Source organism: Mesorhizobium sp. WSM4820 (assembly GCF_055811075.1).
On sequence record NZ_JBVVQN010000001.1, the window covers coordinates 180,074 to 205,955 of the forward strand.

A 25,882-nucleotide genomic window follows, 5' to 3' on the forward strand; every position below is an offset into this window, starting at 1 on the left:
GGAGGTCGCGCCGCAGGCGCGGGTGGGCTCGGCACCAAAAGAAAAGGCCGCCCGGAGGCGGCCTTTTCGACTGTCTGAAGCTGAAGCAGTGCTTAGCGCTTCGAGAACTGGAACGAACGGCGGGCCTTCGCCTTGCCGTACTTCTTGCGCTCGACGACGCGGCTGTCGCGGGTCAGGAAGCCGCCCTTCTTGAGCACGCCGCGCAGCGCCGGCTCGTAATAGGTCAGCGCCTTGGAGATGCCGTGGCGCACGGCACCGGCCTGGCCGGAAAGGCCGCCGCCGATGACGGTGGCGACGATATCGTACTGGCCGGCGCGGTTGGCGGCGATGATCGGCTGGTTGAGGATCATCTGCAGGACCGGGCGCGCGAAGTATTCGGCGAACACCTTGTCGTTGACGACGATCTTGCCGGAGCCGGGCTTCACCCAGACACGCGCGATGGCGTTCTTGCGCTTGCCGGTGGCATAGGCGCGGCCCGACTTGTCGAGCTTCTGGACGTGGACGGGTGCAGCCGGCTGCGTGTTGGTGTTGCCGGTGGCAGTTCCGAGTTCTGCGAGCGAGGAAAGCTCAGCCATTTTACGAAACCTTCTTGTTCTTGGCGTTCAGCTTGGCCACGTCGAGCGTGACGGGCTGCTGGGCGACATGCGGATGTTCCGTGCCTGCATAGACGCGGAGATTCTTCATCTGGCGACGGCCGAGCGGACCACGCGGGATCATGCGTTCGACGGCCTTCTCGACGACACGCTCGGGGAAACGGCCCTCGAGCAGCTGGCGCGCGGTGCGCTCCTTGATGCCGCCGGGGTGGCCGGTGTGCCAGTAATAGACCTTGTCGGTGAATTTCTTGCCGGTGAACACCACCTTGTCGGCATTGATGACGATGACGTTGTCGCCGTCGTCGACATGCGGGGTGAAGGTGGGCTTGTGTTTGCCGCGAAGATGGTTGGCGATGACAGTGGCGAGACGGCCGACGACGAGACCCTCGGCGTCGATCAGCACCCACTTCTTCACCACATCCGCAGGCTTCTGCGAAAAGGTTGTCATGGATTTGTTGCTTTCGGTTCGGACCTTCCCCCATTCACGAACGAAAAGGGAAGGCGTTTCTTGTTGCTTGACTTGACGCCGGGCGCTCGCCCGCCGCCAATAACAAAACGGCGGCCTTTGGCGGGCCGCTGTTCCGTGAGGGCTTATAGGCGAGGGGAATTAGCCAGTCAAGTTGCATATCTGGCCACCTCGGAAGGATTGCCTTGCTAAATCAAGAGGTTAGTTTTGAGGTATTATTATACCACGTATGACTCCGACAATTTGACTAGCGCCGTCCCGGAATAATCGCAGCCAGCAGCAGTTTGATCCCGACAGCAATCATGATCGTACCAGCCAGGCGTTCTTGCCAGACAAGAAAACCGGCGTAGCGTGCCAGCCAGTGGCCGACCGCGCCTGAGGCCAAGGCTACAGCTCCCAGGACCAGAAGGCCCGTAGCCTTCATGGTGGCCCCGAGCACGATAAATTGCATCGCCGGCGATCCTGTGGAGGAATGAACGAACTGCGGCAGTACTGCGAGCATGAAAACCAGTGCGGTAGGGTTAGTCAGGTTGCAGATCATGCCTTGCCGAAAGGCACCTGCCAAACCTCCCTCTTTGGCTGCGACGATGTTGGTTGTTTCGGCCCTCTTGCGCGTGAGCAAGAACTTCGTCCCGATTGCGATCAAGTACGCCGCTCCGAGCAGTTGCAGCAGGCCATACGCGACAGGCGAGGACGTGACCAGCGATGCAAGTCCCATTGCCAACAGCGGAATCTGGATCACGCCCGCGAAAACGCAGCCGGTCGCCGTTGCCAGTGCTGCCCGCCAACCCTGTCCGATACCGCGGCTGATCACCAGAAGCATGTCCGGCCCCGGACCGGACAGTTGGTAGCCGAGCACAGCGACCAGGAATGCCAAATAAGTGGGAAGTTCGGGCATGTTTTTGCAGACCTGATTGGACCTGCGAACGTGTTGTCCGACATTTCGTTCCGTTGGAACGAGCGGAAACACGTATCCGTCCTGCAAATCAGGCCTGCGATTGAAAGCTCTTCTTCGGCGGGATCGAATAGGTTCCCGTCGCGTGCGCTACCGTGTGTCCGTCCGCTCCAGCGATGATGTCGATATCGAACACCATCAGGCTCTTACCCAGCTTCAGGATGCGGCAATGGCCGTCGATCGGGCCTGCCTCGGCTTTGCGGACGAAATTGATATTGAGATTGGTGGTGACCGAAAGCGCATCCGGCCCGGCATGCGAAAGTACGCAGACATAGCCGCCAATGTCGGCCAAAGTGAACAGCGACGGGCCGGAAACGGTTCCGCCGGGGCGCAAATGCCGCTCGTCGGCATTCAGGCGCACCGTGCAGCCGCCCGCAAACACCTCGATCGCCTCGTAGATGGTGAACTGGTCGTTGAGCTGCGGGTAGACGGTCTCCATCAGCGCGTTGACTTGCTCTGCTGTCAGCACCGGCTTGAGATTGTTTTGGGCAGGCATAAGCGGTTTCCTGTTTGTGGCGTCGGCATAGCCGGCGGTTTTCAAGGCGAGGGCGCTTGGCCGAGGCTGCGCCGCCGAGAAAACACGTCCTAAGGCTGTTCTTCAATCGGCACCGTGCTAGTTCTTTTGTTCCATGGCCGGCGAATCCGATGCCGCCGGCCGATGAAGAGGTTGGAGACCATGGCCGAAATCGTCGCCATCAAGCCGGCTGTTGCCGAAGGTCCTGTTATCGCGAGACTGGACGAGGGCATCCTGCGCCTGACGCTCGCCAATCCGCCGGCCAATGCCCTGTCGCTGGCGGTCATGGCGGCGCTGATGGCGGAACTCGACCGCGCGAAATCAGACAGATCCGTCCGCGTCATCATTCTGGCTGCGGCCGGAAAGGTGTTTTGCGCCGGACACGACCTCAAGGAAATGACCGCGCGCCGCGCCGACGCCGATCGTGGCAAGGCATTCTTCGAGGAGACGTTTTCCGCTTGCGCGGCACTGATGCAGGCGATCGTGCGCCATCCGAGGCCGGTCATCGCCGAGGTCGACGGTCTGGCAACGGCGGCCGGGGCGCAACTGGTGGCGAGCTGCGATCTCGCCATCGCCTCGCACGAGGCGACCTTCTGCACGCCGGGCGTCAATATCGGCCTGTTCTGCTCGACGCCGATGGTGGCGCTGTCACGCAACGTCTCGCGCAAGCATGCGATGGAGATGCTTTTGACCGGCGAGACCATCGATGCAGCGACGGCCAAGGAATTCGGTCTCACCAATCGCGTGGTGCCGCGCGAATATCTGAATCAGATTGTCACCAAATATGCGCAAACCATTGCTGCCAAATCGTCTTTGGTGGTCAAGACCGGCAAGGAAGCCTTTTACGCGCAGGCCGAGATGGGGCTGGCCGAGGCCTACGCCTATACCGGCCGCGTCATGGTCGACAACATGCTGGCGCGCGACGCAGAAGAAGGCATCGGCGCCTTCATCGGCAAGCGCAAGCCCGAATGGACGGACGACTAGATATGGAAGCCCGCATCTCCATCATCACCATCGCCGTCGACGATCTCGAGCGCGCCACACGCTTCTACGAGGCGATGGGCCTGACCCGCCATGCCGGCATCACCGACGGCGTCGCCTTCTTCCAGATGGGCGGCGTCATTCTCGGCCTGTTCCCGCGCGCAAGCGCCGAAGAGGATTCGGGCATCACCTTCGGCACGGCGCCGTCGGCGATCTACCTCGCCTACAACACCCGCTCCGACGCGGAGGTCGATGACGTGCTGACGATGGCCGAGAAGGCCGGCGGCCGCATCGTCAAGCCGGCCGGCCGCGCCTTCTGGGGCGGCTGGTATGGCTATTTCGCCGACACCGAAGGGCATGTCTGGGAAGTGGCGCACAATCCGGCTTTTCCGATCGCGGAAGACGGCAGCATCTCGCTGCCGGGTTGAGCGCGTTTCCCACCGCTTTCGACGATACCGATCATTTCCGCATGATGCGCAGTTTTCTGCAACGATCCGGATGGTTTTCTCGCCGAGGCTCTGTATGAGGAAGAGGCATGAACCATGACGCCTACGACAATGCCTATATCGCCGGAATCCTCAATTCGGTGAAGACCATCGCCATGGTCGGCGCGTCCGCCAACGATGTGCGGCCGAGCTATTTCGTGCTGAAATACCTGCTGGGCAAGGGCTTTTCGGTGTTCCCGATCAATCCCGGCCAGGCCGGCAAGGAAATCCTTGGCCGGATGACCTATGCCAGGCTCGCCGATGTTCCCGAGCCGATCGACATGGTCGACGTGTTTCGCGGCTCGGCGGCGGTGCCGGGCGTTGTCGACGAGGTCTTGCGGCTCGATCCGTTGCCGAACGTCATCTGGATGCAGCTTGGCGTGCGCCATGACGAGGCAGCCGCACGCGCCGAGGCCGCCGGCATCAAGGTGGTGATGAACCGCTGCCCCAAGATCGAATATGGCAAGCTGTCGGGCGAAATCGGCTGGACCGGCGTCAACTCAGGCGTGCTGTCGTCGAAGAAGCCGCTGATGCGGCCGGGATTCCAGAGTTTTGGCGTCCGCCGGAAGTAGGTGGTGAATGGTGATAGTGAATAGTGAATGGTGAATAGAAGGATTTTTCCGGAAGGCGGCCACAGCGGCATATGAGCCGCTTGCAATCAGGATGGGGCTGGCCGACCTTGCCTTCACCATTCACCATTCACCATTCACCATTCACCATTCACCATTCACCATTCAGCATTCAGCATTCAGCATTCAGGGGAGGTAATCCATGACCCGCACGCCCGGTTTCAACACGCTCGCCGTCCATGCCGGCGCCAAGCCCGATCCGGCGACCGGCGCGCGTGCCACGCCGATCTACCAGACGACCTCCTTTGTCTTCGATGATGCCGACCATGCCGCTTCGCTGTTCGGGCTAAAAGCCTTCGGCAACATCTACACCCGGATCATGAACCCGACGCAGGCGGTGCTGGAAGAGCGTATCGCGGCACTCGAAGGCGGCACCGCGGGTTTGGCCGTCGCGTCGGGCCATGCCGCGCAGGTGCTCGTGTTCCACAACCTGATGCAGCCCGGCGACAATTTCGTCGCCGCGACAAGGCTTTACGGCGGCTCGATCAACCAGTTCGGCCACGCCTTCAAGAATTTCGGCTGGCAGGTGCGCTGGGCCGACACCAACGACATCTCGACCTTCGAAAGCCAGATCGACGAAAAGACCAAGGCCATCTTCATCGAGAGCCTGGCCAATCCGGGCGGTGTCTTCGTCGACATCGAAAAGATCGGCGACATCGCCCGCAAGCATGGCCTGCCGCTGATCGTCGACAACACGCTGGCCTCTCCCTATCTGGTGCGGCCGATCGAGCATGGCGCCGACATTGTCGTGCATTCGCTGACCAAGTTCATCGGCGGCCACGGCAATTCGATCGGCGGCGCCATTGTCGACGGCGGTACCTTCGACTGGTCGAAATCCGGCAAATATCCGATGCTGTCTGAGCCGCGCCCCGAATATGGCGGCCTCGTCCTGCACGAAACATTTGGCAATTTCGCTTTCGCCATTGCCGCGCGCGTGCTCGGCCTGCGCGACATGGGCCCGGCGATCTCGCCCTTCAATGCGTTCTTGATCCTGACCGGCCTGGAAACCCTGCCGCTCAGGATGCAGCGCCATTGCGACAATGCGGTCACCGTCGCCGCGTGGCTGTCCAACCACCCAAAAATCGCCTGGGTGTCCTATCCCGGCCTGCCCAGCGACAACAACAATGCGCTGCAGAAGAAGTACTCGCCGCTTGGCGCCGGTGCCGTGTTCACCTTCGGCCTGAAGGGCGGCTATGCGGCGGGCATCAAATTCGTCGAGGCGCTCGAACTGTTCTCGCACCTCGCCAATGTCGGCGACACCAAGTCGCTGGTCATCCATCCGGCATCGACCACGCATCGGCAACTGTCCGACGAGCAGAAGGTCGCGGCCGGCGCTGGGCCGGATACGGTCAGGCTGTCGGTCGGCATCGAGGATGTCAACGACATCGTCGCCGATCTGGAACAGGCTCTCGCCAACGTCTGATCCCCGCTGCAAGGAGTTTCCATGACCGCGCCGAAATTTCTCTCCGTCGATATTGAAAGCGCCGAGCCGGAACCTGGCGCGCCGGCGCCGGATCGCCTGATTTCAGGCGATCCAAAGTTCCGCACCTGGAATGTCGAGGAACGCGACGGTGGCCTCTATGCCGGCATCTGGGAGGCGACGCCGGGCAAATGGCGCATCGAATATGACGAGTGGGAGTTCTGCCACATCCTGTCGGGCGTCTCGGTGATTTCAGACGACGCCGGCGAGGCGCGCACCGTCAGGGCCGGCGACAGTTTCGTGCTCAGGCCAGGCTTTAAGGGAAGCTGGGAAGTGCTTGAAACGACACGCAAGGAGTATGTGATCAAGCTTTGATCATTGCCCGGTGTGCACGACGAGCCTTTCCAGCCCGTGGAAATGATAGGTGTCGCGAAAACGCGGCTGTTCGGCCAGATGCAGCCGCGGCAGCCGGTCGAACAAGGTTTTCAGCGATACCTGCAATTCGAGCCGGGCGAGCGGCGCGCCGATGCAGAAATGAATGCCGGCGCCGAACGAGACGTTCTTCTGGTCGGCGCGATCCGGCCGGAAGGCGAGGGGTTCGGCAAAGGCCGCCGGGTCGTGATTGGCCATGCCGAGCAGCAGGCCGATCGTCTCGCCCGGCCGCACGATGATACCGGGACCGACCTCGATCTCTTCATAGGCATAACGCGTGAACATGTGCAGCGGCGCGTCGAAGCGCAGGCATTCCTCGACCGTGGCAGTGGTCGTTTGCGGCGAGGTGAAGAAGCGGCGCGGGTCGCCGCCTTGCGCGAGTATAGCGCGCACCGCATTGCCGGTCTGGTGGACGGTCGCCTCGTGGCCGGCATTGAGCAGCAGGATCGCCGAGGACACCAGCTCGTCCTCAGAGAGTCTTTGGCCATCGTCTTGCGCCGAGATCAGCAGCGACAGCAGATCGTCGCCGGGTTTTTTGCGCCGCTCGGCAACATGGCCGCGCAGGAAATCCGAAAAATCATGTGCTGCGCGATTGGCCGTCTCTTCCGTTTCGCGGGTGCGGCCGTGCATGTACATGGCGACCATCCGATGCGACCAGTCGAGGAGTTGCGGTCCCATCTCGACCGGCACGCCGAGCATTTCGGCAATGATGGTGATCGGCAAAGGCGATGCGAAGGCTGGCAGCAGGTCGACCTGGCCCGGCTCGAAACGGTCGATCAGCTCGTTGGCCAGAGCCTCGACGCGCGGCCTCAGCCGCTCGACCTGGCGCGAGACGAAGGCGCGGGTGACCAGCGTTCTGAGCCTAGTGTGAACGGGCGGTTCCAGCTCCAGCATCGAATTGGCCTCGATGCCGTCGAAGCTGCCGAGATGGCTGCGATCCTCGCCGACGGCGCTTCTGTCAGGGATGCCGGCCGGGTTGTAGCGGCCGAAGCGCCGGTCGCGCAGCAGCCGGCTGACGTCGTCGAAGCCGCCAAAGCACCAGAAGCCGAACTCTTCCCAGAAGAAGACATTCGATGCGCCATGCATGAAGGCATAGGCCGCGTAGGGGTTCTGGAAGAAAGCCGCCTCGTGCGGATCGAGCCGCACATGGCGGGTGGCCGGATTGAAGGCCAGGTAAGTCGGTGGCACCAAATCGGTCATTGTGGATCATTAGCGCGGCTTGCCAGCTTGACGCCAGACCGTATGTTGGCGCCCGGTGATCCTTCGTGTTGGCCAGCCGGCGCGGCTGCGGAAAGACTGACTTGATGAATGTGATCGTGGTTGGCGCAGGCATTGCAGGGCTGTCGACGGCCTGGTCGCTGGTCAAGGCCGGGCACCGGGTCTCGATTGTCGAGCAGGGACCGATTCCCAATCCGCTTGCCGCCTCGGGCGACCATCACCGCGTCATCCGCCGCGCCTATGGCACAGCCTCGGGTTATGGCCGGCTGATCACCGAAGCCTATGCGGCCTGGGACGAGATGTGGGCCGATCTCGGCGAGAACCATCTCGACCCGCGCGGCTTCATCTGCATTTCGCGCGAGCCGGGAGACGAAGCCGAGGAATACCGCGAGGGCATGGAAGCCGGGAACTACCCGATCGAGCTGTTCGAGCCGGACGCCGCGGCCAAGCGCTGGCGCTTCCTGCAGCCCGGCTCGTTCCGCTACGCGTATTTTTCGCCGGAGGGTGGTGCGCTGCATTGTCGCAAGATTGCATCCCGCCTCGCCGAATGGCTGCGGAGAACCGGCGCCAATGTCTACGAAAACAGCAAGGTGACGGAGGTCGACGCCGAGGCTGGCCGCCTCGTGCTTGAAAGCGGCGAGACGATGCAGGCCGACCGCATCGTCGTCGCCGCAGGCGCCTGGGTGCTGAAACTGTTTCCGGAGCTGGGCGGCGACCTGAAGACCTGGCGCACCGCGCTAGCCTATGTCGAACCGCCGGCGGATCTGCAAGCAGCATGGCATTCAGCCCCGGTCATCCTCGATGTCGGCGGCGTCGTCGACGGCTACGTGATCCCGCCGTCCGGCGGTGCCGGCATGAAATTCGGCTCAGGGCTGCACAGGGTGCCGACCAGCGATGCCGACTGGAACCGCCAGCCGGTGGCGGGCGAGGGCGAGGCGATCCGCGACCTGTTTTCGCCGCCGATCGCCCGTGTCGAAGAATACAAGGTCACCGAGGTCGTCACCTGTGCCTACACCTTCACCGCCGACGAAAAGTTCCTGGCGCATGAGAAGGGCAAATGCCTTGTCGTCTCGGCCTGCTCCGGCCACGGCTACAAGTTCGGCGCGGCGGTCGGCAGGCGTGTCGCAGCGACCGTCGGCAATGGCGATGTCGGCGGCTTGAAAGCGTGGCTGCGGGCGGAAGCCTAAAACCGGCAGTGCCGCGCAATACGCACCTGCCGCCAGCGCGACGAGCCCTCGCGGACCAGAACCCGGCGCGCCACTGTCTGGTAGGTGGCGGGAAAATTGACGATCCGCCGCTGCTCCGGCTGCACCAGAACCTCTTCGGCGACGCTCTCGTACTCGGCGGGGCTGACGACGCGCCGTTGGCGCTCCGGCTGCACCACCACGGTCTCGGCCACCCGTTGATAGCGCGCCTTGTGCCTGACCTTGCACAGCACCTTGCGGCCGTTGATGACGCGCCATTCCCAGGAGTAGCCGCCGTCATCGACCTTCACCGTGCGGTAGATGGTGCGGGTGATGGCAGGCACGATCTCGTAGCCGACACGCGCCGGTGCGATCTGCACCACCCGCTCGCGCGTTCCGTAGATCGCCGGAACGGATTCCACCTGCTGACCGGCCGGGCTGACGAGCACGTTTTCGTAGACGGTCTCGTAGACGGCCGGCCTGTTGACCTGCTCGTAGCACTCGACGGGGCGCCCGCCGGCAGCCGTTTCGGACACCATGCCGAGGACGGCGAGGCTGGCGATGGCCGAGGAAGCCGTTTTCCCGATCATTGCACTCCCCCCAGTTTGAACTTTCCACGCAAGCTCAACGTTGAATTGTAGGGGAAGCCGTGTCCCGGGAAAGCAGTTTCGGCACATTTCGTTAAGCGACGCGGTTAAGAAACTGTTACCCGGCAGCGCAGCCGCACCGCTTCAACAGCAGCCGGCGCAGCTTCGGGCGAATTCTGTGCAGAAACCTTGATTCGACTTAACCGGATGGCTAGGACGGGCGGCCTTGCGCTAGGGTGAGCCGACATCCTATTTACAGGGATAACGATCCAGAACCGATTCTGCCCGACTTGCTCATCTCCGGCGCCGGAATCCCATCTTCAATAAGGGATAGTCCATGAAGAACCCCGTCGAAACCTACATGAACCTCGTTCCGATGGTGGTCGAGCAGACCAATCGCGGCGAGCGGGCCTACGACATTTTCTCGCGGCTCCTGAAAGAGCGCATCATTTTCATCACCGGTCCGGTCGAGGACGGCATGGCGACGCTGGTCTGCGCGCAGCTCCTGTTCCTCGAAGCGGAGAATCCGAAGAAGGAAATCAACCTCTACATCAATTCGCCCGGCGGCGTCGTCACCTCGGGCATGGCGATCTACGACACCATGCAGTTCATCAAGCCGGCGGTAGCGACGCTGTGCATCGGCCAGGCCGCCTCGATGGGCTCCCTCCTTCTCACCGCCGGCGAGAAGGGCATGCGCTTCGCCACGCCGAACGCCCGCATCATGGTCCACCAGCCTTCCGGTGGTTTTCAGGGCCAGGCTTCCGACATCGAGCGCCACGCCCAGGACATCATCAAGCTGAAGCGCCGTCTCAACGAGGTCTATGTCAAGCACACCGGCAAGAGCTACGACGAGATTGAAAGGACGCTCGACCGCGACCATTTCATGACCTCCGACGAGGCCAGGGATTTCGGCCTCATCGACAAGGTCATTTCGTCGCGTGAGCCGATCGAGGGTCTTGCCACATAAGCCCGGTGGCAGTTGGATAGCGGGAAAACACGCTTTTGATGCCGCTTGCGGCATTTCGGCCACAATTGGCTGTTCCCTCGACGGGAGCGATTGCCTACGTTAAGCCTATGTTGATTTTCGACGGCTTAGCTTTGTGCGGGGTTGATGCGAATCATTGCGACGTTTTCTGATATGTGTTTCGTATGGAATGCGTTGCGGGAGCCGGACTACTGGCGGCGGCGATTTCCCGCGATAGATTGAGTTATGCGCCCTTTCAACCAGACCATCGGCGGGCGGCTATGAAAGGACATGAAAATGAGCAAGGTCGGCAACAGCGGCGGTGATTCCAAGAACACGCTTTATTGCTCGTTTTGCGGCAAAAGCCAGCACGAAGTGCGCAAGCTGATCGCCGGCCCGACGGTGTTCATCTGCGACGAATGCGTCGAGCTCTGCATGGACATCATCCGCGAGGAGAACAAGACCTCGATGGTGAAGTCGCGCGAGGGTGTGCCGACCCCGCAGGAGATCCTCAAGGTTCTCGACGACTACGTCATCGGCCAGCCCTACGCCAAGCGCGTGCTGTCGGTGGCCGTCCACAACCACTACAAGCGCCTCGCGCATGCCGGCAAGAACAACGACGTCGAACTGGCGAAGTCCAACATCTTGCTGATCGGCCCGACCGGCTGCGGCAAGACGCTGCTCGCGCAGACGCTGGCCCGCATCATCGACGTGCCGTTCACCATGGCCGATGCGACGACGCTGACCGAGGCCGGCTATGTCGGCGAGGACGTCGAGAACATCATCCTCAAGCTGTTGCAGTCGGCCGACTATAATGTCGAGCGCGCCCAGCGCGGCATCGTCTACATCGACGAGATCGACAAGATTTCGCGCAAGTCGGACAATCCCTCGATAACCCGCGACGTGTCGGGCGAGGGCGTCCAGCAGGCGCTGTTGAAGATCATGGAAGGCACGGTCGCTTCCGTGCCGCCGCAGGGCGGCAGGAAGCATCCGCAACAGGAATTCCTGCAGGTCGACACCGCCAACATCCTGTTCATCTGCGGTGGCGCCTTCGCTGGGCTGGACAAGATCATCTCGGATCGCGGCCGCAAGACCTCGATCGGCTTCGGCGCCACCGTCGCGTCACCCGAGGATCGCCGCACCGGCGACGTTTTCCGCCTGGTCGAGCCTGAAGATCTGTTGAAGTTCGGGCTCATTCCCGAGTTCGTCGGCCGTCTGCCGGTCCTGGCAACGCTGGAGGACCTCGATGAGCCGGCGCTGATCCAGATCCTGACCGAGCCGAAGAACGCGCTGGTCAAGCAATACCAGCGGCTGTTCGAGATGGAGAATGTCGACCTGACCTTCCACGAGAATGCGCTGTCGGCGATCGCCAAGCGCGCCATCGAGCGCAAGACCGGCGCGCGCGGCCTGCGCTCGATCATGGAGGCGATCCTGCTCGACACGATGTTCGAGCTGCCGGCGCTGGAAGGCGTGCGCGAAGTGGTTATTTCGGAAGAGGTGGTGTCCGGCAACGCCAGGCCGCTCTACATCTATTCCGAGCAGAAGGAAAAGAAGGGCAACGTCAGCGCCTGACGTCAGCCCTGTTATAGTGGAGTTCTTCAAACGGCGCCGCAAGGCGCCGTTTTGCCGTTTGCGGATGGGCAGGCTATGATGAACGGCCCGACTTGTGATGAATGGATTATGACGGATTGGATGAACGGTTTCGTGTCGACCCTTGATCTTTGCCTCGCGTGCCTCCAACTAACGGAAGAAGGCCGTGGCGCCGAATTCTGTGCTGTAAAACTCCCGTCACAAACGGTGGTAGGCGGAACCATCCCCGGTCGTTAATATGAGAATCGCGGTTGGCCGATTGGCGGTCGCGACATGAAAGGTTGGACAATGGCCAAAATATCCAAGGCTCCCAGCGACGGCGTCTTCGCAGTCCTCCCACTGCGCGACATCGTGGTGTTCCCGCACATGATCGTTCCGCTCTTTGTCGGGCGTGAAAAGTCGATCAAGGCGCTGGAAGAGGTGATGGGTCAGGAAAAGCAGATCCTGCTTGCGACCCAGATGAATGCCGCCGATGACGATCCCGAGTCCGATGCGATCTTCGACATCGGCACGCTCGCCAATGTGCTGCAGTTGCTGAAGCTGCCGGACGGCACCGTCAAGGTGCTGGTCGAAGGCGCCTCGCGCGCGAAAATCGTTTCGTTCACCGACCGTCCCGACTTCCATGAGGCCCGTGCCGCAGCACTGGTCGAACCGGATGAGGAAGAGGTCGAGGTCGAGGCGCTGGCCCGTTCCGTCGTCACCGACTTCGAGAACTACGTCAAGCTGAACAAGAAGATCTCGCCCGAAGTGGTGGGTGCCGCCAGCCAGATCGACGACTATTCCAAGCTCGCCGATACGGTTGCCTCGCATCTTGCCATCAAGATCCCCGAGAAGCAGGAGATGCTGGCCACGCTTTCGGTCAAGGAGCGGCTGGAAAAGGCGATGGGCTTCATGGAAGCCGAAATCTCCGTCCTGCAGGTCGAGAAGCGCATCCGCTCGCGCGTCAAGCGCCAGATGGAGAAGACGCAGCGCGAATACTACCTCAACGAGCAGATGAAGGCGATCCAGAAGGAGCTCGGCGAGGGCGAGGACGGCCGCGACGAGGCCGCCGAGATCGAGGCGCGAATCAAGAAGACCAAGCTCTCCAAGGAGGCCCGCGAAAAGGCGGAAGCCGAACTGAAGAAGCTGCGGACGATGTCGCCGATGTCGGCTGAATCGACCGTCGTGCGCAACTATCTCGACTGGATCCTGTCGATACCGTGGGGCAAGAACTCCAAGGTCAAGCAGGATCTGGCCTTCGCGCAGAACGTGCTCGACACCGACCATTTCGGCCTCGACAAGGTCAAGGACCGCATCGTCGAATATCTCGCCGTGCAGAGCCGCCAGAAGAAGCTGAAGGGGCCGATCCTGTGCCTCGTCGGACCTCCCGGCGTCGGCAAGACCTCGCTCGGCAAGTCGATCGCCAAGGCGACCGGCCGCGAGTTCATCCGCATGGCGCTGGGCGGCGTGCGCGACGAGGCCGAGATCCGCGGTCACCGGCGCACCTATATCGGCTCGATGCCCGGCAAGGTCATCCAGTCGATGAAGAAGGCGAAGAAGTCCAACCCGCTCTTCCTGCTCGACGAGATCGACAAGATGGGCCAGGATTTCCGCGGCGATCCGTCGTCGGCGTTGCTCGAGGTGCTCGATCCCGAGCAGAACTCGACGTTCATGGATCACTATCTCGAGGTCGAATACGACCTGTCGAGCGTGATGTTCGTGACGACGGCGAACACGTTGAACATCCCGGCGCCGTTGATGGACCGCATGGAGATCATCCGTATCGCCGGCTACACCGAGGACGAGAAGATCGAGATCGCCAAGCGCCACCTGATGCCGAAGGTGATCCGCGATCACGCGCTGCAGCCGAAGGAGTTCTCCGTCGGCGAGGACGCGATCCGCGGCATCATCCAGACCTACACCCGTGAGGCGGGCGTCAGGAGCCTAGAGCGCGAGCTGATGAAGCTCGGCCGCAAGGCGGTGACCGAGATCCTGAAGACGAAGAAGAAGACCGTCGACATCACGGCCGACAATCTCGCCGATTACCTTGGTGTTCCGCGCTTCCGCTTCGGCCAGGTCGAGGCCGACGATCAGGTCGGCGTTGTCACCGGGCTCGCCTGGACGGAAGTCGGTGGCGAGCTGCTGACGATCGAAGGCGTCATGATGCCCGGCAAGGGCCGCATGACGGTGACCGGCAATCTGCGCGACGTGATGAAGGAATCGATCTCGGCGGCGGCCTCCTACGTCCGCTCGCGGGCTCTCGATTTCGGCGTCGAGCCGCCGCTGTTCGACAAGCGCGACATCCACGTCCACGTGCCCGAAGGCGCAACGCCCAAGGACGGACCGTCGGCCGGCGTGGCGATGGCGACGGCGATCGTCTCGGTGCTGACCGGCATCCCGGTCAGGGCCGACGTGGCAATGACCGGCGAGATCACGCTGCGCGGCAGAGTGCTGCCGATCGGCGGGCTCAAGGAGAAGCTGCTTGCAGCACTGCGCGGCGGCATCAAGAAGGTGCTGATCCCGGAAGACAACGCCAAGGATCTGGCGGAGATTCCGGACAACGTGAAGAACGGTATGGAGATCGTTCCGGTCGGGCGGGTCGGTGAAGTCTTGCGCCATGCGCTGGTGCGTATGCCGGAGGCGATCGAGTGGGTCGAGCCGGTCAATGCGCCGGCTGCGGTGGATGCCGGAGACGACGCCAGCAAGTCGCTAGCTCATTAGAGCGCCGCGCGTTCAATTGGACGCGCAAAGGACGCTCTAACGCTATTGAGTCTATGCGTGATCCTTTCCGAAAACCGAAACCGGTTTTCCGGGTCACGCATTAGCACGTGCTAAAGTTGCAATGCACAACGGAGAGCCGGGCCTAGAGCCCGGCTCTTTCATGTGAAAAACCCCGGAATTCCGGGGTTTTTTCGACTCTTTTGACGCTTTTCGACTTGGTTGCGGAAGCGCTTCTTTCTAAAGTCCGTTTCCTGCCGGATGAGTCGTACGTTCCGGTTTCTCATGGAAGGGAATTTTTATGAACAAGAACGAACTGGTGTCCGCTGTCGCCGACGCCGCGAGTATTTCGAAGGGTGACGCGCAGTCGGCGGTCGATGCGGTGTTCTCCGTCATCACCGGCGAACTGAAGAAGGGCGGCGATGTCCGGCTTGTCGGCTTCGGAAATTTCACCGTGTCAAAACGCGCTGCCTCGACCGGCCGCAATCCGCAGACCGGCGCCGAAGTGCAGATCCCGGCGCGCACCGTGCCGAAGTTTTCGGCCGGCAAGGGCCTCAAGGACGCAGTCAACTAAGCGCCTTCGTACCCTTTTCAGAGACCAGAAAAGCCGGGCATGCCCGGCTTTTCTTTTGCGCCTTCCTTCTATCTTGTCGGCCAGCAGCAGGCGGCTCTATGCCGTCGGTGCATCGGCGCGCATCAGCCCTTCCCGCTTGAGATCGGCCCACAGTGCCGATTGCAGTTTCGCGTCGAGCAGCGACCGGTTGCTTTCGACCTCGCTCGGCCGCTGGCCGCCGGGGATCACCGACACGACCGAAGGGTGCAGCAGCGGAAATTGCAGTGCCGCCTCGATCAGGCGCACACCGTGGCGCTTGCAGACCGCCTCGATGCGCGTGACGCGGTCGAGGATGTCCTGCGGCGCCTCGGTATAATCGTAATAGGCGCCGGGCTTCGGTCCGGTTGCCAGGATGCCGGAATTATACGGCCCGCCGAGAACGATGCCGATGCCGCGCTGCTGGCATAGCGGCAGGAAGGATTGCAGCGCCTCCTGCTCCAGCAGCGTATAGCGCCCGGCAAGCAGGAACAGGTCGAAGTCGCCGCGCTCGGCAAGCGTCTGGGCAACCTGCCATTCGTTGATGCCGCCGCCGAACGCCTTGATGACGCCCTGGTCTCGCAGGGACAGCAGCCCGTAATAGCCCGAGCGCATGAACTCCTCGATGCGCTGGTCCGCGGCCTCCTTGCTGCCATGCGTGAAGACGTCGACGTCATGCACGAAAAGAATGTCGATGCGGTCGACGCCGAGGCGCTCCAGCGAGGCTTCGAAGGAGCGCATGACGCCGTCATAGCTGTAGTCAAAAACCTCGCGGCGCGACGGCGTGTCGAAGAACTTGCCGATGCCGGTGCGCTGGTCCGGCGGGCAGGCGCGCATGATGCGGCCGACCTTGCTCGACAGCACAAAGTCGTCGCGCTTTTTCGAGCGCAGGAACGGATTGAGCCGCGTTTCCGACAGGCCAAGCCCGTAGAGCGGCGCGGTGTCGTAGTAGCGGCAGCCGACCCGCCAAGCAGTCTCCAGGGTGGCGTTGGCATCCTCGTCGGAGACGGCACGATAAAGATTGCCGAGCGGCGCCGTGCCGAAGCCAAGTTCCGTGAACGCGATGCCGCCATTGCCGATGCGGTCGAAATGCCGTGTCTTCATATGCTGCCGTTTTCCTCATTTTCCGTTTGTCTCGACACTATCATGCCTGTGGCGCTGCAAAAGCACTTCGCGAAGTTGGACAGGGAATTTCGCAGTGATAGCATGAGCAAAAACAAGCTGTTCGGAGAAGCGATGCGCGTCCGCCTCAGCAACATGGAGTAAGCGTCATGCGCTACGAGCTGATGCTGCCGCATCAGATCCGCAAGGCGATCGCCGAAAACTGGCCGGTCGTGCTCCCGCTCGGCGTGCTCGAATACCATGGCGAGCACATGGCCGTCGGCATGGATACGCTGGTGGTGATCAAGATGCTGGAATTGTTCGAAAAGGAAGCCGACATCGTCATCCTGCCACCGCTCTACTATGGCGCGGCCAGTTACGCGGTGGCGCCGCCGGAGGGCAATGGCTCGATTCAGGTCGGCGGCAATGCGCTGGCGCCGTTCGCGGAGGAACTGTTCTACAGCCTGCTGCGCGTTGGCTTCCGCAACATCCACGCCATCATCCATCACCAGACCGAGAATTTTGTCGCCGGCATGCCGACCGATCTCGCCTTCAAGGCCGCTGGGCGGCAGGCGATCTTCCGCTTTCTCGAGAAGGAGCGCGGCGAGGGCTGGTGGGGCTCCGAGACGATGGCCAGCTACTATGCCGAACACGCAGAAGGCGCCAATTTCTTCAATTGGGTGCAGGTGCACCCGTTGATGCCGGCAGCGATGAACGGCCGATATCCGTTCGACCATGCCGGCGCCGGCGAGACGTCGCTGATGCTGGCGCTGTGCCCGCAATCGGTGGATGCCGGCCACTTCGCCGACAATACGGGATGGTACACGGCGACCGCCCCCGAGGCCTCGGCGGAGTTAGGCCAGAGAGGTAGAGATATGATCTTGGAGAATTTGCGAAAAGTCTTGAAGCGATAAAAATGGCGGGGCAGATCCCTGAGTGCAACCAAATTCTCCTGGAGAACTCGATGGCAAAGATTCCCGATGGCAATGGCCCGCGACGTGCCCGTCGACAGATTCCCCCGCAATCGCGCCTAAAACTATTTCGCCCAATCAGTTGGCGCGGTGGGGTTATAGCTTCGTCCACCGATGAATACGTTAGTCATTTGCTGATCGAGCTTGGTCGGCTTGGAATGGAAATCCGCGATATTGAGGATCATGCCAGGCCGCCAAACACTAGAACTGTCCTCTCTGACCTCCTCCAGTGGTTAAGTGATCGGCCCGGGAAGGCATACGCCGAGCTTATCAATTGGCAGACGCTCGATTTCCCCCAAATGCGTTCGCGCTTGGAAGAAGACCGTTACGCCAAGCCACGCATCGAGTTGTCAGCCGAGATTACCAAAATGAATAATCTGTCCGTGCGCTGGCATCCTGCTGGCTGGCGGGATTCTGAATTCGATTGGCGCCGCCCCGACCATCACTACTCTAATCTCATTAAGCATCGAAAATGGCTGCAACCACCGGATTTTCATTGGTTTGTGGGCGACGAGCAGCCGACATTTGATAGCCGTCCTTCGAACGAGCTTATGTATGTCCGTGGAGTGGGAAACTTGCGCCCGGCACCCCGTGAGGAATACGGACCATATGCTTCATACAACCGTGATATTGTCGACTCAATCCTCATATGCGCCGTCCGCAGCGCTTACGAGAGCTTGCTCAGTCAACTCAAGTATAGCTTCGACGTTACTCTCATTCACGCTTTCGATTTTGTCACACGAGATGAGGAGGACGAGAATGATCCCTGGTCGGCAAGATATCCAATTCGCCGTGTTATTTCATGGACTATAGAGGATGCGGTCGATCTATATGCACGGCGCGATCAAGAAGCTTCTCTAGCGAAAGAGCATGCCGATCGTGCCAAACTGGAGAATGTTGCCACCGCCTACGGCTTCACACTTGAAACATTTGTTGGCGCGCTACTTCGAGCTTCGTCAGTCAAGCGTACTGGACCGGCCCCGTCTGGAGAACATCTTGACCGCAATGCCGCCAAAGACCTGCGCAATGCTGGATTTAAGATTCAGGCTGGCGAGGTCCGCGATATTCGGGAACTGATCGAGCGCTATAGATTAGAGGTTTTACCAGTATCCTTAAGACCTGAGGTCTCTGAAGCCCCGATACCACCGAATAACATAGTGAGATTCCCTCAAGGCAGCGAATGACTGTAGTGCCGTACTCAATATTGTTTAGTCCACTGTTCACTCCTACTTCACCGCGCCTGCGGTCATGCCCATGATGAGGTAGCGCTCCAGCGCGATGCCGATGACGGCGAGCGGCGTGATCGCGGCGGTGGCGAGTGCCGCCATCGACCACCAGTTGATGCCCTGCGAGCCGGTCTGGCTCGCCACCATGACGGGAATGGTTTTTGCGTCGGTCGAGGTCAGCAGTGCGGCGAAGAAATACTCGTTCCAGCACAGCACCATCGCCAGGATGAAGGCTGCGACCATGCCCGGCAGCGCGATCGGCATGACGATGCGGAAGAAGGCGCCCCAGATCGACAGGCCGTCGACGAGGGCTGCTTCCTCCAGTTCGACCGGGATCGAATTGAACTGGTCGCGCATAATCCAGATGACGATCGGCAGCACCATCAGCGTGTAGAGCAGGATCAGCCCGATGCGCGTGTCGAGCATGCCGACTTCCCGGTACAGCACGAGAAAGGGCAGGGCGAGCACCACCGGCGGCAGGATCAACTGCGACAGGAAGAAGAAGGAGATGTCCTCGTTCTTGAACCAGGCGAAGTGATAGCGGAAGCGGGTGAGGCCGTAGGCGGCGAGGCTGCCGATGACGATGGCGAGGCTCGATGCGCCGACCGAGGTGATGACCGAATTCATGAAGCGCTTGATGAACTCGTCGCGCACCGTCGAGGTCCGGAAGATCGCATCCGGCGACAGGCCGAGCGAGCGCCAGCCCTTCCAGTCCGGCCGGAAGTCGACGAACGGGATGAGATGGCCCTGGGTGACATCGACGGCGGTCTTGAACGAGGTGGTTATCGTCCAGTAGATCGGGAACAGGCAGATGAAGGCCCAGAACACCAGCGCGCCATAGATGAAGACGCGGTTGGCGAAAAAGCTCGCCGGCGAGCGGATTTCGGAAGCGGCATAGTCGGTGGTCTGGACGCTCATCTGGCCGCCTGTCAGTTGACGTTGCGCACGAAGCGATTGGCGAATTTCAACAGCCACGTCACGAACACGATGATGATGATGAGGTAGGCCATCGCCAGCATGGTGCCGTAGCCGACATTCGAGCGGTCGCGATACTCGCGGTAGATGAAGCTCGACACGGAATCGGTCGCGCCGCCCGGGCCGCCCGAGGTGACGGTGATGATGATGTCGGCAAGCTTCAACTTGAAGATGATGCGCAGGATGATCGCCGTCACCGATACCGGCAGCATCAGCGGAAACGTGACCTGCCAGAAGGTCTGCCAAGCATTGGCGCCGTCGACCCTGGCCGCCTCGAGCACCTCGCGTGACATCGCCTGAAGGCCGGCGAGCAGCATGATCATCATGAACGGGATGAACGTCCAGGCATCCAGCACCATGATCGAGATGCGGGCGGTGATCGGGTTTGAGAAGAAGGCGGGGTTTTCCCAGCCGAGCTGGCGCGCCAGCGCCGCGGCCGGCCCGAAGCGGTATTCCATCAGCGACTTGCCGATCATCCACGACACCGCGACCGGCGACAGCATCAACGGCATGAGGAAGACGACACGGAAGAATTTGCGCGCGCGGATTTGTGCGTTGAGCAGCAAAGCGAGGCCAAATGCGATGACGTATTCGACCAGCACCGCCAGCACATAGAGCACCATGTTGAACAGCGCGTTGCGGTAATATGGATCGGCCAGCATCTGCCAGAAATTGTCGAGCCCGTTGAACTTGCGGCCGGAGAAGGAACTGAGGTTCCAGTCGGTCAGCGCAATGTAGAAGCCGAACAGCGTCGGGAAGATCACCATGGCGATGGTGAACAGCAGCGCCGGCAGCAGGAACAGCGCGCGCTGGCCGTCTTCGCCGCGCGTCAGCACCTGGCCGATGCCGAGCGCAACACCCCACAGCACATAGGCATAGACGACCGGCCGCCAGGTCTCGAAGCCGATCGTGTTGACCTCTGTCTTGTAAAGGATCTGGATTGCGATCACTGCCAGCAGGCCGAACGTCGCAACGGCCATCAACGCCCGGCCGAGCCGCTTGCGGCCCGGCGATATCAGATCGGATGGAGCGGCGTTTGCCGGCCACGCACTGGTGGGCAAGGTCTCGTCAGCCACGCGTCTCGTCCGTTCACTGAAAGCTGCTATGACCGGCTGGCCGGTCAACTGTTATGACCGGCTGGCCGGTCAAACTGTTATGACCGGCTGGCCGATCAAACTAGGGTCCGGCGGCTTTGCGTCGCCGGACCACGGTCCCTAGAATCTCAGCCTACATACCAAGCGAGGCCTTGTAGAGCTTGATCTGGTTTTCGCGGCCGATCTGGTCGGTCAGCTTCTCCCAGGCGGCTGCAATGGCGTCGGCGCCTTCCTGCGCCGTCATCTTGCCGGCAAATGTATTGGCCAGGATGTCCTCGGCGGCGCTGTAATATTGGAAGATGCCGGGGATACGCGGCTCGATCGCGGCGTTCGGATGGTTGTAGCTGTCGGCCTCCGATTTCAGATACGAGGTGATGAAAGCCTCGTCGTAACCGGCCGCCACCCATTCCGGAATGTCGAAATGCGAGTTGCGGTAGGGTTGGAAGCCGGACGGATATGCTGCGCACCAGAGCGACAGGTCCTTGCCGCCGAGATGGGCAGCGGCAGACCAGGCCGCCTTCTTCTTCTTTTCGTCGCTGTCGACCCGTGCCATGACGTAGACGCCCCAGCCGAGATAGGCGCAGTTCGGCGAATAATTCGGGCCGCTGGCGAGCTTGTCCCACTGGCCGGTCTTGGAATTGTAGACGTCATCCGAGCCGGGCAGGATCGAGAAGCCGGTGACGTCGCCGACAACAGAACTGTCGTTGGTCTTGACGTTGGAGCCGACGTCGCCCCACCAGGTGACCATCGAACCGGTGCCGGCCAGGAACTGCTGGAAGGCGGTGGTGTTCGGGTCGGCGTTGATCTGGTCGGCAGGCTCGGACGGCAGCGCGTCGATCACGTCCTGGATCGCCCGCACCCAGGCCGGATTGTTGATGCGCGGCTTCATCGTATCGGCATCGAACAGCCAGGCCTTGTCGTCGGGATGCTTGGCATAGGCGCTGGCCCGGCTGCCGAGGAAATAGAAGCCGAAGCCGCCCCACGCCTTGGGCGCGTCGAGATAGCCAAAAACGTCCTGGCCCTGGAACTGCTTTCCCTTGAGGAATTTTGTCACCGCCTGCACCTGCTGCCAGGTCTTCGGCACGCCCCATTCACCGCCACCGCCGCCGTCCTTCCACGCCTTGGCGAGGTCGGCATCGGCGAACACGTCGGTGCGGTAGTTGAAGTTGTGCGCGTCGCCATCGACGGTCACGCGGTACTGCTTGCCGTCCCAGGTGCCGACCGGTGGCTGCAGATAGGCCACGACGTCCTTCATGTCGATCTGGTCCTTGACCCAGTCCGGCATTTCGGAGGTGAGACCCTTGCCGCAGACGTCGCCTTCGAACGGCGCGCCCATCTCGATGATGTCGAAATCGACGGTGCCGGTGGCGATCGACTGCTGCAGGCGGGCGTTGTAGTCCGCCTGCGCCAGGTCGATCCAGTTGATCTTGGCGCCGGTATAGGTTTCCCACGGCTTCAGGAAGCCGCGAAACAGCACATTGTGCAGGTTCTGGTTGTTGAGCCCCATGAAGGTGAGCTGGACGCCGGCGAATTCGCCTTCCTTGACGCTGGCCTTGGTCGCCTCCAGGCAAAGCTCGCCGACCTGCTGGAAGTCGGCATCGGTCGGCTGGCCCTTGCCGACACCGGGGATCTGCAGGATCTGCGCGCGCAATTCGCTTGCCGCGGAAGCCGGGCGCGTCAGCGCGCCAAGCCCGGCGCCGGATGCCGCGGCGATCGCGGCCATGCTGGCCGCGCCCTTGAGGACATCGCGGCGCGTGGCACCCGCGCGCATGAATCGGTTGTAAAGGCTGACTTTCATTTCGTTCCTCCCAGAATCTCGTGATGATTGAGAATCTCAATGGCGATTCTCAATGGTGATTGTTCGGGTGATTGGAGCGCTGGAAATGTTCCCCAACAACAGCGCCTCCTCAAGTTTTCCTCCCGCAACGCTTCGATTTCCGTGGTCCGGACCAGCGTGCCGGCGCGCCCGGAACAGGGTCGAAACCCGAGCCCGTTCACTATTCTCACAACCAGGTGCCGTGTCAAACGAGAACAGGGTTTTTTTATCTATAAAAGACTGACTTGCCCTCGCCGTTTGCCTTGTTTAGCTTCACCGCAACGAAAGGGGGGCCGATGGCTCAAGTCGCGATCAGCAATGTGGCCAAGGCGTTCGGAACCGTCAAGGTCCTGCACGGTGTCAGCGTCGACATCGCCGACGGGCAGTTCGTGGTGCTGGTCGGCCCTTCGGGGTGCGGCAAGTCCACGCTGCTCAGGATGGTGGCGGGGCTGGAGACCGTTTCCGGCGGCACGATCGCCATCGGCGACCGTGTCGTCAACCATCTGCCGCCGGCCAAGCGCGACATCGCGATGGTGTTCCAGAATTACGCGCTCTATCCGCACAAGACGGTCGAGCAGAACATGGCCTTTGCGCTAAAACTGCGGAAGACCGATCCGGCCGATGTCGCCGAGCGGGTCAAGCGCGCCGCCGATATCCTTGACCTCAATCCCTATCTCAAGCGCTATCCGCGCCAGCTCTCGGGCGGCCAGCGCCAGCGCGTCGCCATGGGCCGCGCCATCGTGCGCAACCCGCAGGTGTTCTTGTTCGACGAGCCGCTATCGAATCTCGACGCCAAGCTGCGCGTCCAGATGCGCACCGAGATCAAGGAACTGCACCAGCGGCTGAAGACCACCACCATCTATGTCACGCACGACCAGATCGAGGCGATGACCATGGCCGACAAGATCGTCGTGATGCGCGACGGCCGCATCGAGCAGGTCGGCGCGCCGCTGGAACTGTTCGACCGGCCGGCCAATCTGTTCGTCGCCGGCTTCATCGGCTCGCCGTCGATGAACCTGCTCAAGGGCGTGGTGCGCAAGGGCGACAAGCCCATCGTCGAGATCGCAGGGACGCCGTTCCCGATGGCTGCGAGCAGCAAGGTGGAGGACGGGCGCAATGTCGTCTACGGCGTCCGGCCCGAGCATCTCGAAATCCACCCTGACGGCGTGCCGGCGAAGATTTCCGTCGTCGAGCCGACCGGTTCCGAAACGCTGGTGTTTCTGCGTTTCGGCGAGGGCGAGATGGTGGCGCTGTTCCGCGAGCGCCACGACTTCAAGCCGGGCGACACGCTGCATCTGAAACCGCGGCTCGACCAGGTCCATCTCTTCGACGCAGAGACCGGCAATCGTCTCTAAAACACTTTGAATTGCGCATGATCTTGTCCGAAAACCGACAACGCTTCGGGATCATGCGCCCAGGCTTGGCATCAAAAAAGCCCGTTCGGGAGGGAACTATGCTCAAAGGGATCAATCCGCTGCTCAATGCCGACGTGCTTCAGGCGTTGCGGGCAATGGGCCATGGCGACGATTTGATCATCGCCGACACCAACTTCCCCTCCGATTCGGTGGCGCGCCAGACGGTGCTCGGTCGGCTGCTGCGCATCGATGCGCCGGCCGCTGACGTGGTCAAGGCGGTGCTGTCGCTCTATCCGCTGGACACTTTCGTCGACGATGCCGCCGCCCGCATGGAGATCGTCGGCAAGCCGGACGAGATCCCCGCCGTGCAGCAAGAAGTGCAAGGCGAGATCGATGCTGCGGAGGGCAAGGCCTGGCCGATGATTTCGGTCGAACGCTACGCCTTCTACGAACGTGCCAAAAACGCCTATTGCGTCATCCAGACCGGCGAGCGCCGCTTCTATGGCTGTTTCGCCTTCCGCAAGGGCGTCGTTCCGCCGGACGCGGAGTAGCGGGATGCCAAGCGAGCCTGTGGTCGTCAAGCCTGTGGTCATCAAGCCTGTCGTCATCTTGGGCGTCTTCGTCGCCGATACCGCCTACCGCGCTGCCCGCCAGCCGCGCATGGGCGAGACGATCCTTGGAACATCCTTCACCCTCGGCCCGGGCGGCAAAGGCTCCAACCAGGCGGTCGCGGCCGGCCGTCTCGGCGCCGACATCACCTTTCTGACGCGCCTTGGCGTCGATCCCTTTGCCGACATGGCCAGGCAGACCTGGACGCAGGCCGGGGTGAAGAGCGCCGTCATCGACACGCCGGAGAGTTATACGGGTGCGGCCTATATCTTCGTCGAGGAGACGAGCGGCAACAACGCCATCATCGTCAGCCCGGGTGCGGCCATGCTGATTTCGCCCGACGACATCGAGGCTAACGCTGGCCTGATCCGCTCGGCCGGCGTTTTCGTAACCCAGCTCGAGCAGCCGATCGAGGCGGCGATGCGGGCGCTGGAGATCGCGCGCGGGGCAGGGGTGACGACCATCCTCAACCCGGCGCCCGCGGCAAGCCTGCCCGAGCGCATCTACACGCTCTGCGACTATGTCACGCCCAACGAAACCGAGGCCGAGGAACTGACCGGCATCAAGGTGTCCTCCACCGACGACGCCCGCCGCGCCGCCGATCGTTTGCTTGGAAAAGGCGCCGGCGCCGTCATCGTGACGCTCGGCGAACAGGGCGCGCTGCTGCACACGGCCAGCCGCTCCGACCATGTCGGCGCGATCAAAGCCGGTCCCGTGGTCGAGACCACCGGCGCCGGCGACGCCTTCAATGGCGGCCTGGCCGCAGCACTTGCGAGAGGCGTGGACCCGCTGCAAGCGGTCCGCTTCGCCTGCGCCGTCGCCGGCATCTCGGTCACCCGGCCGGGCACGGCGCCGTCGATGCCGACGCTGCAAGAGGTCGAGGCATTGCTCGCCAGGGGTTGATCTCCCCCCTTAAGGGGGGAGATGGCCGGCAGGCCAGAGGGGATCGTCTCACGTCGAGCGCCAACCTCCACTGTCGCAAGAGAGAAGGCCGCCCCCAGTCGAACCGACCCCCCTCTGCCCTGCCGGGCATCTCCGCCTCAAGGGGGGAGATTGGCCTTCATCACTGATTTCGCCAACTACCAGCCTTGCAAAGAGGACGTTGTCCGCGAAGCTGCTAATCTCCCCCCTTGAGGGGGAGATGGCCGGCAGGCCAGAGGGGGGTCGTCTCACGTCGAGCGCCAACCTCCACTGTCGCAAGAGAGAAAGCCGCGCCCAGTCGAACCGACCCCCTCTGTCTGCCGGACATCTCCCCCTCAAGGGGGGAGATTGGCCGTCATCTCCGACCACGGTGACATATTAGCCACAGTGAATATGAATCGCCAAACCCGTCTTGCGTCTTTGGCATAGGTGTCCCGTAATGGGTCACTGGGTCTGGCGCCGCAATTGCACGGTCAGCGAAGCCGGGGGGCAATCTTGACCTGGCAATCG

Annotated in this window: 25 protein-coding genes; 15 read left to right on the top strand and 10 right to left on the bottom strand. The window is 61.9% G+C overall.

What is annotated here, in order from left to right; translation table 11 throughout:
• Positions 1 to 92: 92 nt before the first annotated feature.
• The 4 genes from rpsI to AC0L2R_RS00920 form a co-directional block, all read right to left on the bottom strand.
• Positions 93 to 575, bottom strand: coding sequence for a 30S ribosomal protein S9 (gene rpsI, locus AC0L2R_RS00905; protein WP_027155304.1), 483 nt, complete (start codon positions 573 to 575; stop codon positions 93 to 95).
• 1 nt (position 576) lies between these two features.
• Positions 577 to 1,041: a 50S ribosomal protein L13 gene (gene rplM / locus AC0L2R_RS00910; protein WP_091591498.1), complete on the bottom strand. Its 465-nt coding sequence runs from the start codon at positions 1,039 to 1,041 to the stop codon at positions 577 to 579.
• Positions 1,042 to 1,306: 265 nt separating this feature from the next.
• Positions 1,307 to 2,029 carry a LysE family translocator gene (locus AC0L2R_RS00915; RefSeq protein WP_473507419.1) on the bottom strand — a complete coding sequence of 241 codons (723 nt, stop codon included), beginning with the start codon at positions 2,027 to 2,029 and terminating at the stop codon, positions 1,307 to 1,309.
• 16 nt (positions 2,030 to 2,045) lie between these two features.
• Positions 2,046 to 2,510 (bottom strand): PaaI family thioesterase, encoded by a 465-nt coding sequence (locus AC0L2R_RS00920; protein WP_473507420.1) that lies wholly within the window; start codon positions 2,508 to 2,510, stop codon positions 2,046 to 2,048.
• A 180-nt stretch (positions 2,511 to 2,690) separates the two neighbouring features.
• Between AC0L2R_RS00920 and AC0L2R_RS00925 the strand changes: the two genes are divergently transcribed.
• From AC0L2R_RS00925 to AC0L2R_RS00945, 5 genes are all read left to right on the top strand, one after another.
• Complete coding sequence (locus AC0L2R_RS00925; RefSeq protein WP_473507421.1) at positions 2,691 to 3,512, top strand: enoyl-CoA hydratase; 822 nt, start codon at positions 2,691 to 2,693, stop codon at positions 3,510 to 3,512.
• 2 nt (positions 3,513 to 3,514) lie between these two features.
• Positions 3,515 to 3,937, top strand: a complete 423-nt coding sequence (locus tag AC0L2R_RS00930) for a VOC family protein (protein ID WP_287054895.1) — start codon at positions 3,515 to 3,517, stop codon at positions 3,935 to 3,937.
• Positions 3,938 to 4,044: 107 nt separating this feature from the next.
• Entirely contained in the window at positions 4,045 to 4,566 is a 522-nt protein-coding gene (locus AC0L2R_RS00935) for a CoA-binding protein (protein ID WP_287120401.1), read from the top strand.
• Between the two features lie 199 nt (positions 4,567 to 4,765).
• A complete protein-coding gene (locus AC0L2R_RS00940; protein ID WP_473507422.1) occupies positions 4,766 to 6,046 on the top strand; it encodes an O-acetylhomoserine aminocarboxypropyltransferase in 1,281 nt (426 codons plus the stop codon).
• 21 nt (positions 6,047 to 6,067) lie between these two features.
• Positions 6,068 to 6,418 (top strand): cupin domain-containing protein, encoded by a 351-nt coding sequence (locus AC0L2R_RS00945; protein ID WP_473507423.1) that lies wholly within the window; start codon positions 6,068 to 6,070, stop codon positions 6,416 to 6,418.
• On the opposite strand, the gene AC0L2R_RS00950 is transcribed toward AC0L2R_RS00945, so the two are convergent.
• Entirely contained in the window at positions 6,419 to 7,675 is a 1,257-nt protein-coding gene (locus AC0L2R_RS00950) for a cytochrome P450 (protein ID WP_473507424.1), read from the bottom strand.
• Between the two features lie 104 nt (positions 7,676 to 7,779).
• Between AC0L2R_RS00950 and AC0L2R_RS00955 the strand changes: the two genes are divergently transcribed.
• Positions 7,780 to 8,880, top strand: a complete 1,101-nt coding sequence (locus AC0L2R_RS00955) for an NAD(P)/FAD-dependent oxidoreductase (protein WP_473507728.1) — start codon at positions 7,780 to 7,782, stop codon at positions 8,878 to 8,880.
• Here the strand turns inward: AC0L2R_RS00955 and AC0L2R_RS00960 are convergent.
• Positions 8,877 to 9,467, bottom strand: a complete 591-nt coding sequence (locus tag AC0L2R_RS00960) for a hypothetical protein (protein ID WP_473507425.1) — start codon at positions 9,465 to 9,467, stop codon at positions 8,877 to 8,879. The two genes, AC0L2R_RS00955 and AC0L2R_RS00960, sit on opposite strands and share 4 nt — an antisense overlap.
• A gap of 334 nt (positions 9,468 to 9,801) precedes the next feature.
• Here AC0L2R_RS00960 and clpP point away from each other — a divergent pair, with 334 nt between their 5' ends.
• The 4 genes from clpP (at position 9,802) to AC0L2R_RS00980 (ending at position 15,289) form a co-directional block, all read left to right on the top strand.
• The gene (clpP, locus tag AC0L2R_RS00965; RefSeq protein ID WP_091591479.1) at positions 9,802 to 10,431 is read left to right on the top strand and encodes an ATP-dependent Clp endopeptidase proteolytic subunit ClpP; all 630 of its coding nucleotides are present in this window, start codon (positions 9,802 to 9,804) and stop codon (positions 10,429 to 10,431) included.
• A gap of 294 nt (positions 10,432 to 10,725) precedes the next feature.
• Positions 10,726 to 12,000: an ATP-dependent Clp protease ATP-binding subunit ClpX gene (gene clpX, locus AC0L2R_RS00970; protein ID WP_027155315.1), complete on the top strand. Its 1,275-nt coding sequence runs from the start codon at positions 10,726 to 10,728 to the stop codon at positions 11,998 to 12,000.
• A 306-nt stretch (positions 12,001 to 12,306) separates the two neighbouring features.
• On the top strand, positions 12,307 to 14,718 hold the full coding sequence (lon, locus tag AC0L2R_RS00975; RefSeq protein ID WP_128182053.1) for an endopeptidase La: 2,412 nt from the start codon (positions 12,307 to 12,309) through the stop codon (positions 14,716 to 14,718).
• Between the two features lie 298 nt (positions 14,719 to 15,016).
• Complete coding sequence (locus AC0L2R_RS00980) at positions 15,017 to 15,289, top strand: HU family DNA-binding protein (protein ID WP_023798342.1); 273 nt, start codon at positions 15,017 to 15,019, stop codon at positions 15,287 to 15,289.
• A 96-nt stretch (positions 15,290 to 15,385) separates the two neighbouring features.
• On the opposite strand, the gene AC0L2R_RS00985 is transcribed toward AC0L2R_RS00980, so the two are convergent.
• Positions 15,386 to 16,408 (bottom strand): aldo/keto reductase, encoded by a 1,023-nt coding sequence (locus tag AC0L2R_RS00985; RefSeq protein WP_473507426.1) that lies wholly within the window; start codon positions 16,406 to 16,408, stop codon positions 15,386 to 15,388.
• Between the two features lie 167 nt (positions 16,409 to 16,575).
• Between AC0L2R_RS00985 and AC0L2R_RS00990 the strand changes: the two genes are divergently transcribed.
• Both AC0L2R_RS00990 and AC0L2R_RS00995 read left to right on the top strand, forming a co-directional pair.
• Positions 16,576 to 17,319 carry a creatininase family protein gene (locus AC0L2R_RS00990; RefSeq protein WP_473507427.1) on the top strand — a complete coding sequence of 248 codons (744 nt, stop codon included), beginning with the start codon at positions 16,576 to 16,578 and terminating at the stop codon, positions 17,317 to 17,319.
• 50 nt (positions 17,320 to 17,369) lie between these two features.
• Complete coding sequence (locus AC0L2R_RS00995; protein ID WP_473507428.1) at positions 17,370 to 18,560, top strand: hypothetical protein; 1,191 nt, start codon at positions 17,370 to 17,372, stop codon at positions 18,558 to 18,560.
• 42 nt (positions 18,561 to 18,602) lie between these two features.
• Here the strand turns inward: AC0L2R_RS00995 and AC0L2R_RS01000 are convergent, their stop codons facing one another.
• The 3 genes from AC0L2R_RS01000 to AC0L2R_RS01010 form a co-directional block, all read right to left on the bottom strand.
• Positions 18,603 to 19,520, bottom strand: a complete 918-nt coding sequence (locus AC0L2R_RS01000) for a carbohydrate ABC transporter permease (RefSeq protein WP_023798337.1) — start codon at positions 19,518 to 19,520, stop codon at positions 18,603 to 18,605.
• A gap of 11 nt (positions 19,521 to 19,531) precedes the next feature.
• On the bottom strand, positions 19,532 to 20,653 hold the full coding sequence (locus AC0L2R_RS01005) for a carbohydrate ABC transporter permease (protein ID WP_091591475.1): 1,122 nt from the start codon (positions 20,651 to 20,653) through the stop codon (positions 19,532 to 19,534).
• Between the two features lie 151 nt (positions 20,654 to 20,804).
• Positions 20,805 to 22,469, bottom strand: coding sequence for an ABC transporter substrate-binding protein (locus tag AC0L2R_RS01010; RefSeq protein WP_473507429.1), 1,665 nt, complete (start codon positions 22,467 to 22,469; stop codon positions 20,805 to 20,807).
• Positions 22,470 to 22,783: 314 nt separating this feature from the next.
• On the opposite strand from AC0L2R_RS01010, the gene AC0L2R_RS01015 reads away from it, so the two are divergent.
• The 3 genes from AC0L2R_RS01015 (at position 22,784) to rbsK (ending at position 25,354) form a co-directional block, all read left to right on the top strand.
• Positions 22,784 to 23,842 (top strand): ABC transporter ATP-binding protein, encoded by a 1,059-nt coding sequence (locus AC0L2R_RS01015; protein WP_027155321.1) that lies wholly within the window; start codon positions 22,784 to 22,786, stop codon positions 23,840 to 23,842.
• Positions 23,843 to 23,940: 98 nt separating this feature from the next.
• Positions 23,941 to 24,393 carry an RbsD/FucU family protein gene (locus tag AC0L2R_RS01020; RefSeq protein ID WP_473482406.1) on the top strand — a complete coding sequence of 151 codons (453 nt, stop codon included), beginning with the start codon at positions 23,941 to 23,943 and terminating at the stop codon, positions 24,391 to 24,393.
• Between the two features lie 4 nt (positions 24,394 to 24,397).
• Positions 24,398 to 25,354 carry a ribokinase gene (gene rbsK, locus AC0L2R_RS01025; RefSeq protein WP_473507430.1) on the top strand — a complete coding sequence of 319 codons (957 nt, stop codon included), beginning with the start codon at positions 24,398 to 24,400 and terminating at the stop codon, positions 25,352 to 25,354.
• The last annotated feature ends 528 nt before the right edge of the window (positions 25,355 to 25,882 follow it).

Excerpts from the sequence above, each read along its gene's own strand:
- rpsI (WP_027155304.1), bottom strand. The coding sequence starts at position 575 with ATGGCTGAGCTTTCCTCGCTCGCAGAACTCGGAACTGCCACCGGCAAC.
- rplM (WP_091591498.1), bottom strand. The coding sequence starts at position 1,041 with ATGACAACCTTTTCGCAGAAGCCTGCGGATGTGGTGAAGAAGTGGGTG.
- AC0L2R_RS00920 (WP_473507420.1), bottom strand. The coding sequence starts at position 2,510 with ATGCCTGCCCAAAACAATCTCAAGCCGGTGCTGACAGCAGAGCAAGTC.
- AC0L2R_RS00925 (WP_473507421.1), top strand. The coding sequence starts at position 2,691 with ATGGCCGAAATCGTCGCCATCAAGCCGGCTGTTGCCGAAGGTCCTGTT.
- AC0L2R_RS00930 (WP_287054895.1), top strand. The coding sequence starts at position 3,515 with ATGGAAGCCCGCATCTCCATCATCACCATCGCCGTCGACGATCTCGAG.
- AC0L2R_RS00935 (WP_287120401.1), top strand. The coding sequence starts at position 4,045 with ATGAACCATGACGCCTACGACAATGCCTATATCGCCGGAATCCTCAAT.
- AC0L2R_RS00940 (WP_473507422.1), top strand. The coding sequence starts at position 4,766 with ATGACCCGCACGCCCGGTTTCAACACGCTCGCCGTCCATGCCGGCGCC.
- AC0L2R_RS00945 (WP_473507423.1), top strand. The coding sequence starts at position 6,068 with ATGACCGCGCCGAAATTTCTCTCCGTCGATATTGAAAGCGCCGAGCCG.
- AC0L2R_RS00950 (WP_473507424.1), bottom strand. The coding sequence starts at position 7,675 with ATGACCGATTTGGTGCCACCGACTTACCTGGCCTTCAATCCGGCCACC.
- AC0L2R_RS00955 (WP_473507728.1), top strand. The coding sequence starts at position 7,780 with ATGAATGTGATCGTGGTTGGCGCAGGCATTGCAGGGCTGTCGACGGCC.
- AC0L2R_RS00960 (WP_473507425.1), bottom strand. The coding sequence starts at position 9,467 with ATGATCGGGAAAACGGCTTCCTCGGCCATCGCCAGCCTCGCCGTCCTC.
- clpP (WP_091591479.1), top strand. The coding sequence starts at position 9,802 with ATGAAGAACCCCGTCGAAACCTACATGAACCTCGTTCCGATGGTGGTC.
- clpX (WP_027155315.1), top strand. The coding sequence starts at position 10,726 with ATGAGCAAGGTCGGCAACAGCGGCGGTGATTCCAAGAACACGCTTTAT.
- lon (WP_128182053.1), top strand. The coding sequence starts at position 12,307 with ATGGCCAAAATATCCAAGGCTCCCAGCGACGGCGTCTTCGCAGTCCTC.
- AC0L2R_RS00980 (WP_023798342.1), top strand. The coding sequence starts at position 15,017 with ATGAACAAGAACGAACTGGTGTCCGCTGTCGCCGACGCCGCGAGTATT.
- AC0L2R_RS00985 (WP_473507426.1), bottom strand. The coding sequence starts at position 16,408 with ATGAAGACACGGCATTTCGACCGCATCGGCAATGGCGGCATCGCGTTC.
- AC0L2R_RS00990 (WP_473507427.1), top strand. The coding sequence starts at position 16,576 with ATGCGCTACGAGCTGATGCTGCCGCATCAGATCCGCAAGGCGATCGCC.
- AC0L2R_RS00995 (WP_473507428.1), top strand. The coding sequence starts at position 17,370 with ATGGCAAAGATTCCCGATGGCAATGGCCCGCGACGTGCCCGTCGACAG.
- AC0L2R_RS01000 (WP_023798337.1), bottom strand. The coding sequence starts at position 19,520 with ATGAGCGTCCAGACCACCGACTATGCCGCTTCCGAAATCCGCTCGCCG.
- AC0L2R_RS01010 (WP_473507429.1), bottom strand. The coding sequence starts at position 22,469 with ATGAAAGTCAGCCTTTACAACCGATTCATGCGCGCGGGTGCCACGCGC.
- AC0L2R_RS01015 (WP_027155321.1), top strand. The coding sequence starts at position 22,784 with ATGGCTCAAGTCGCGATCAGCAATGTGGCCAAGGCGTTCGGAACCGTC.
- AC0L2R_RS01020 (WP_473482406.1), top strand. The coding sequence starts at position 23,941 with ATGCTCAAAGGGATCAATCCGCTGCTCAATGCCGACGTGCTTCAGGCG.
- rbsK (WP_473507430.1), top strand. The coding sequence starts at position 24,398 with ATGCCAAGCGAGCCTGTGGTCGTCAAGCCTGTGGTCATCAAGCCTGTC.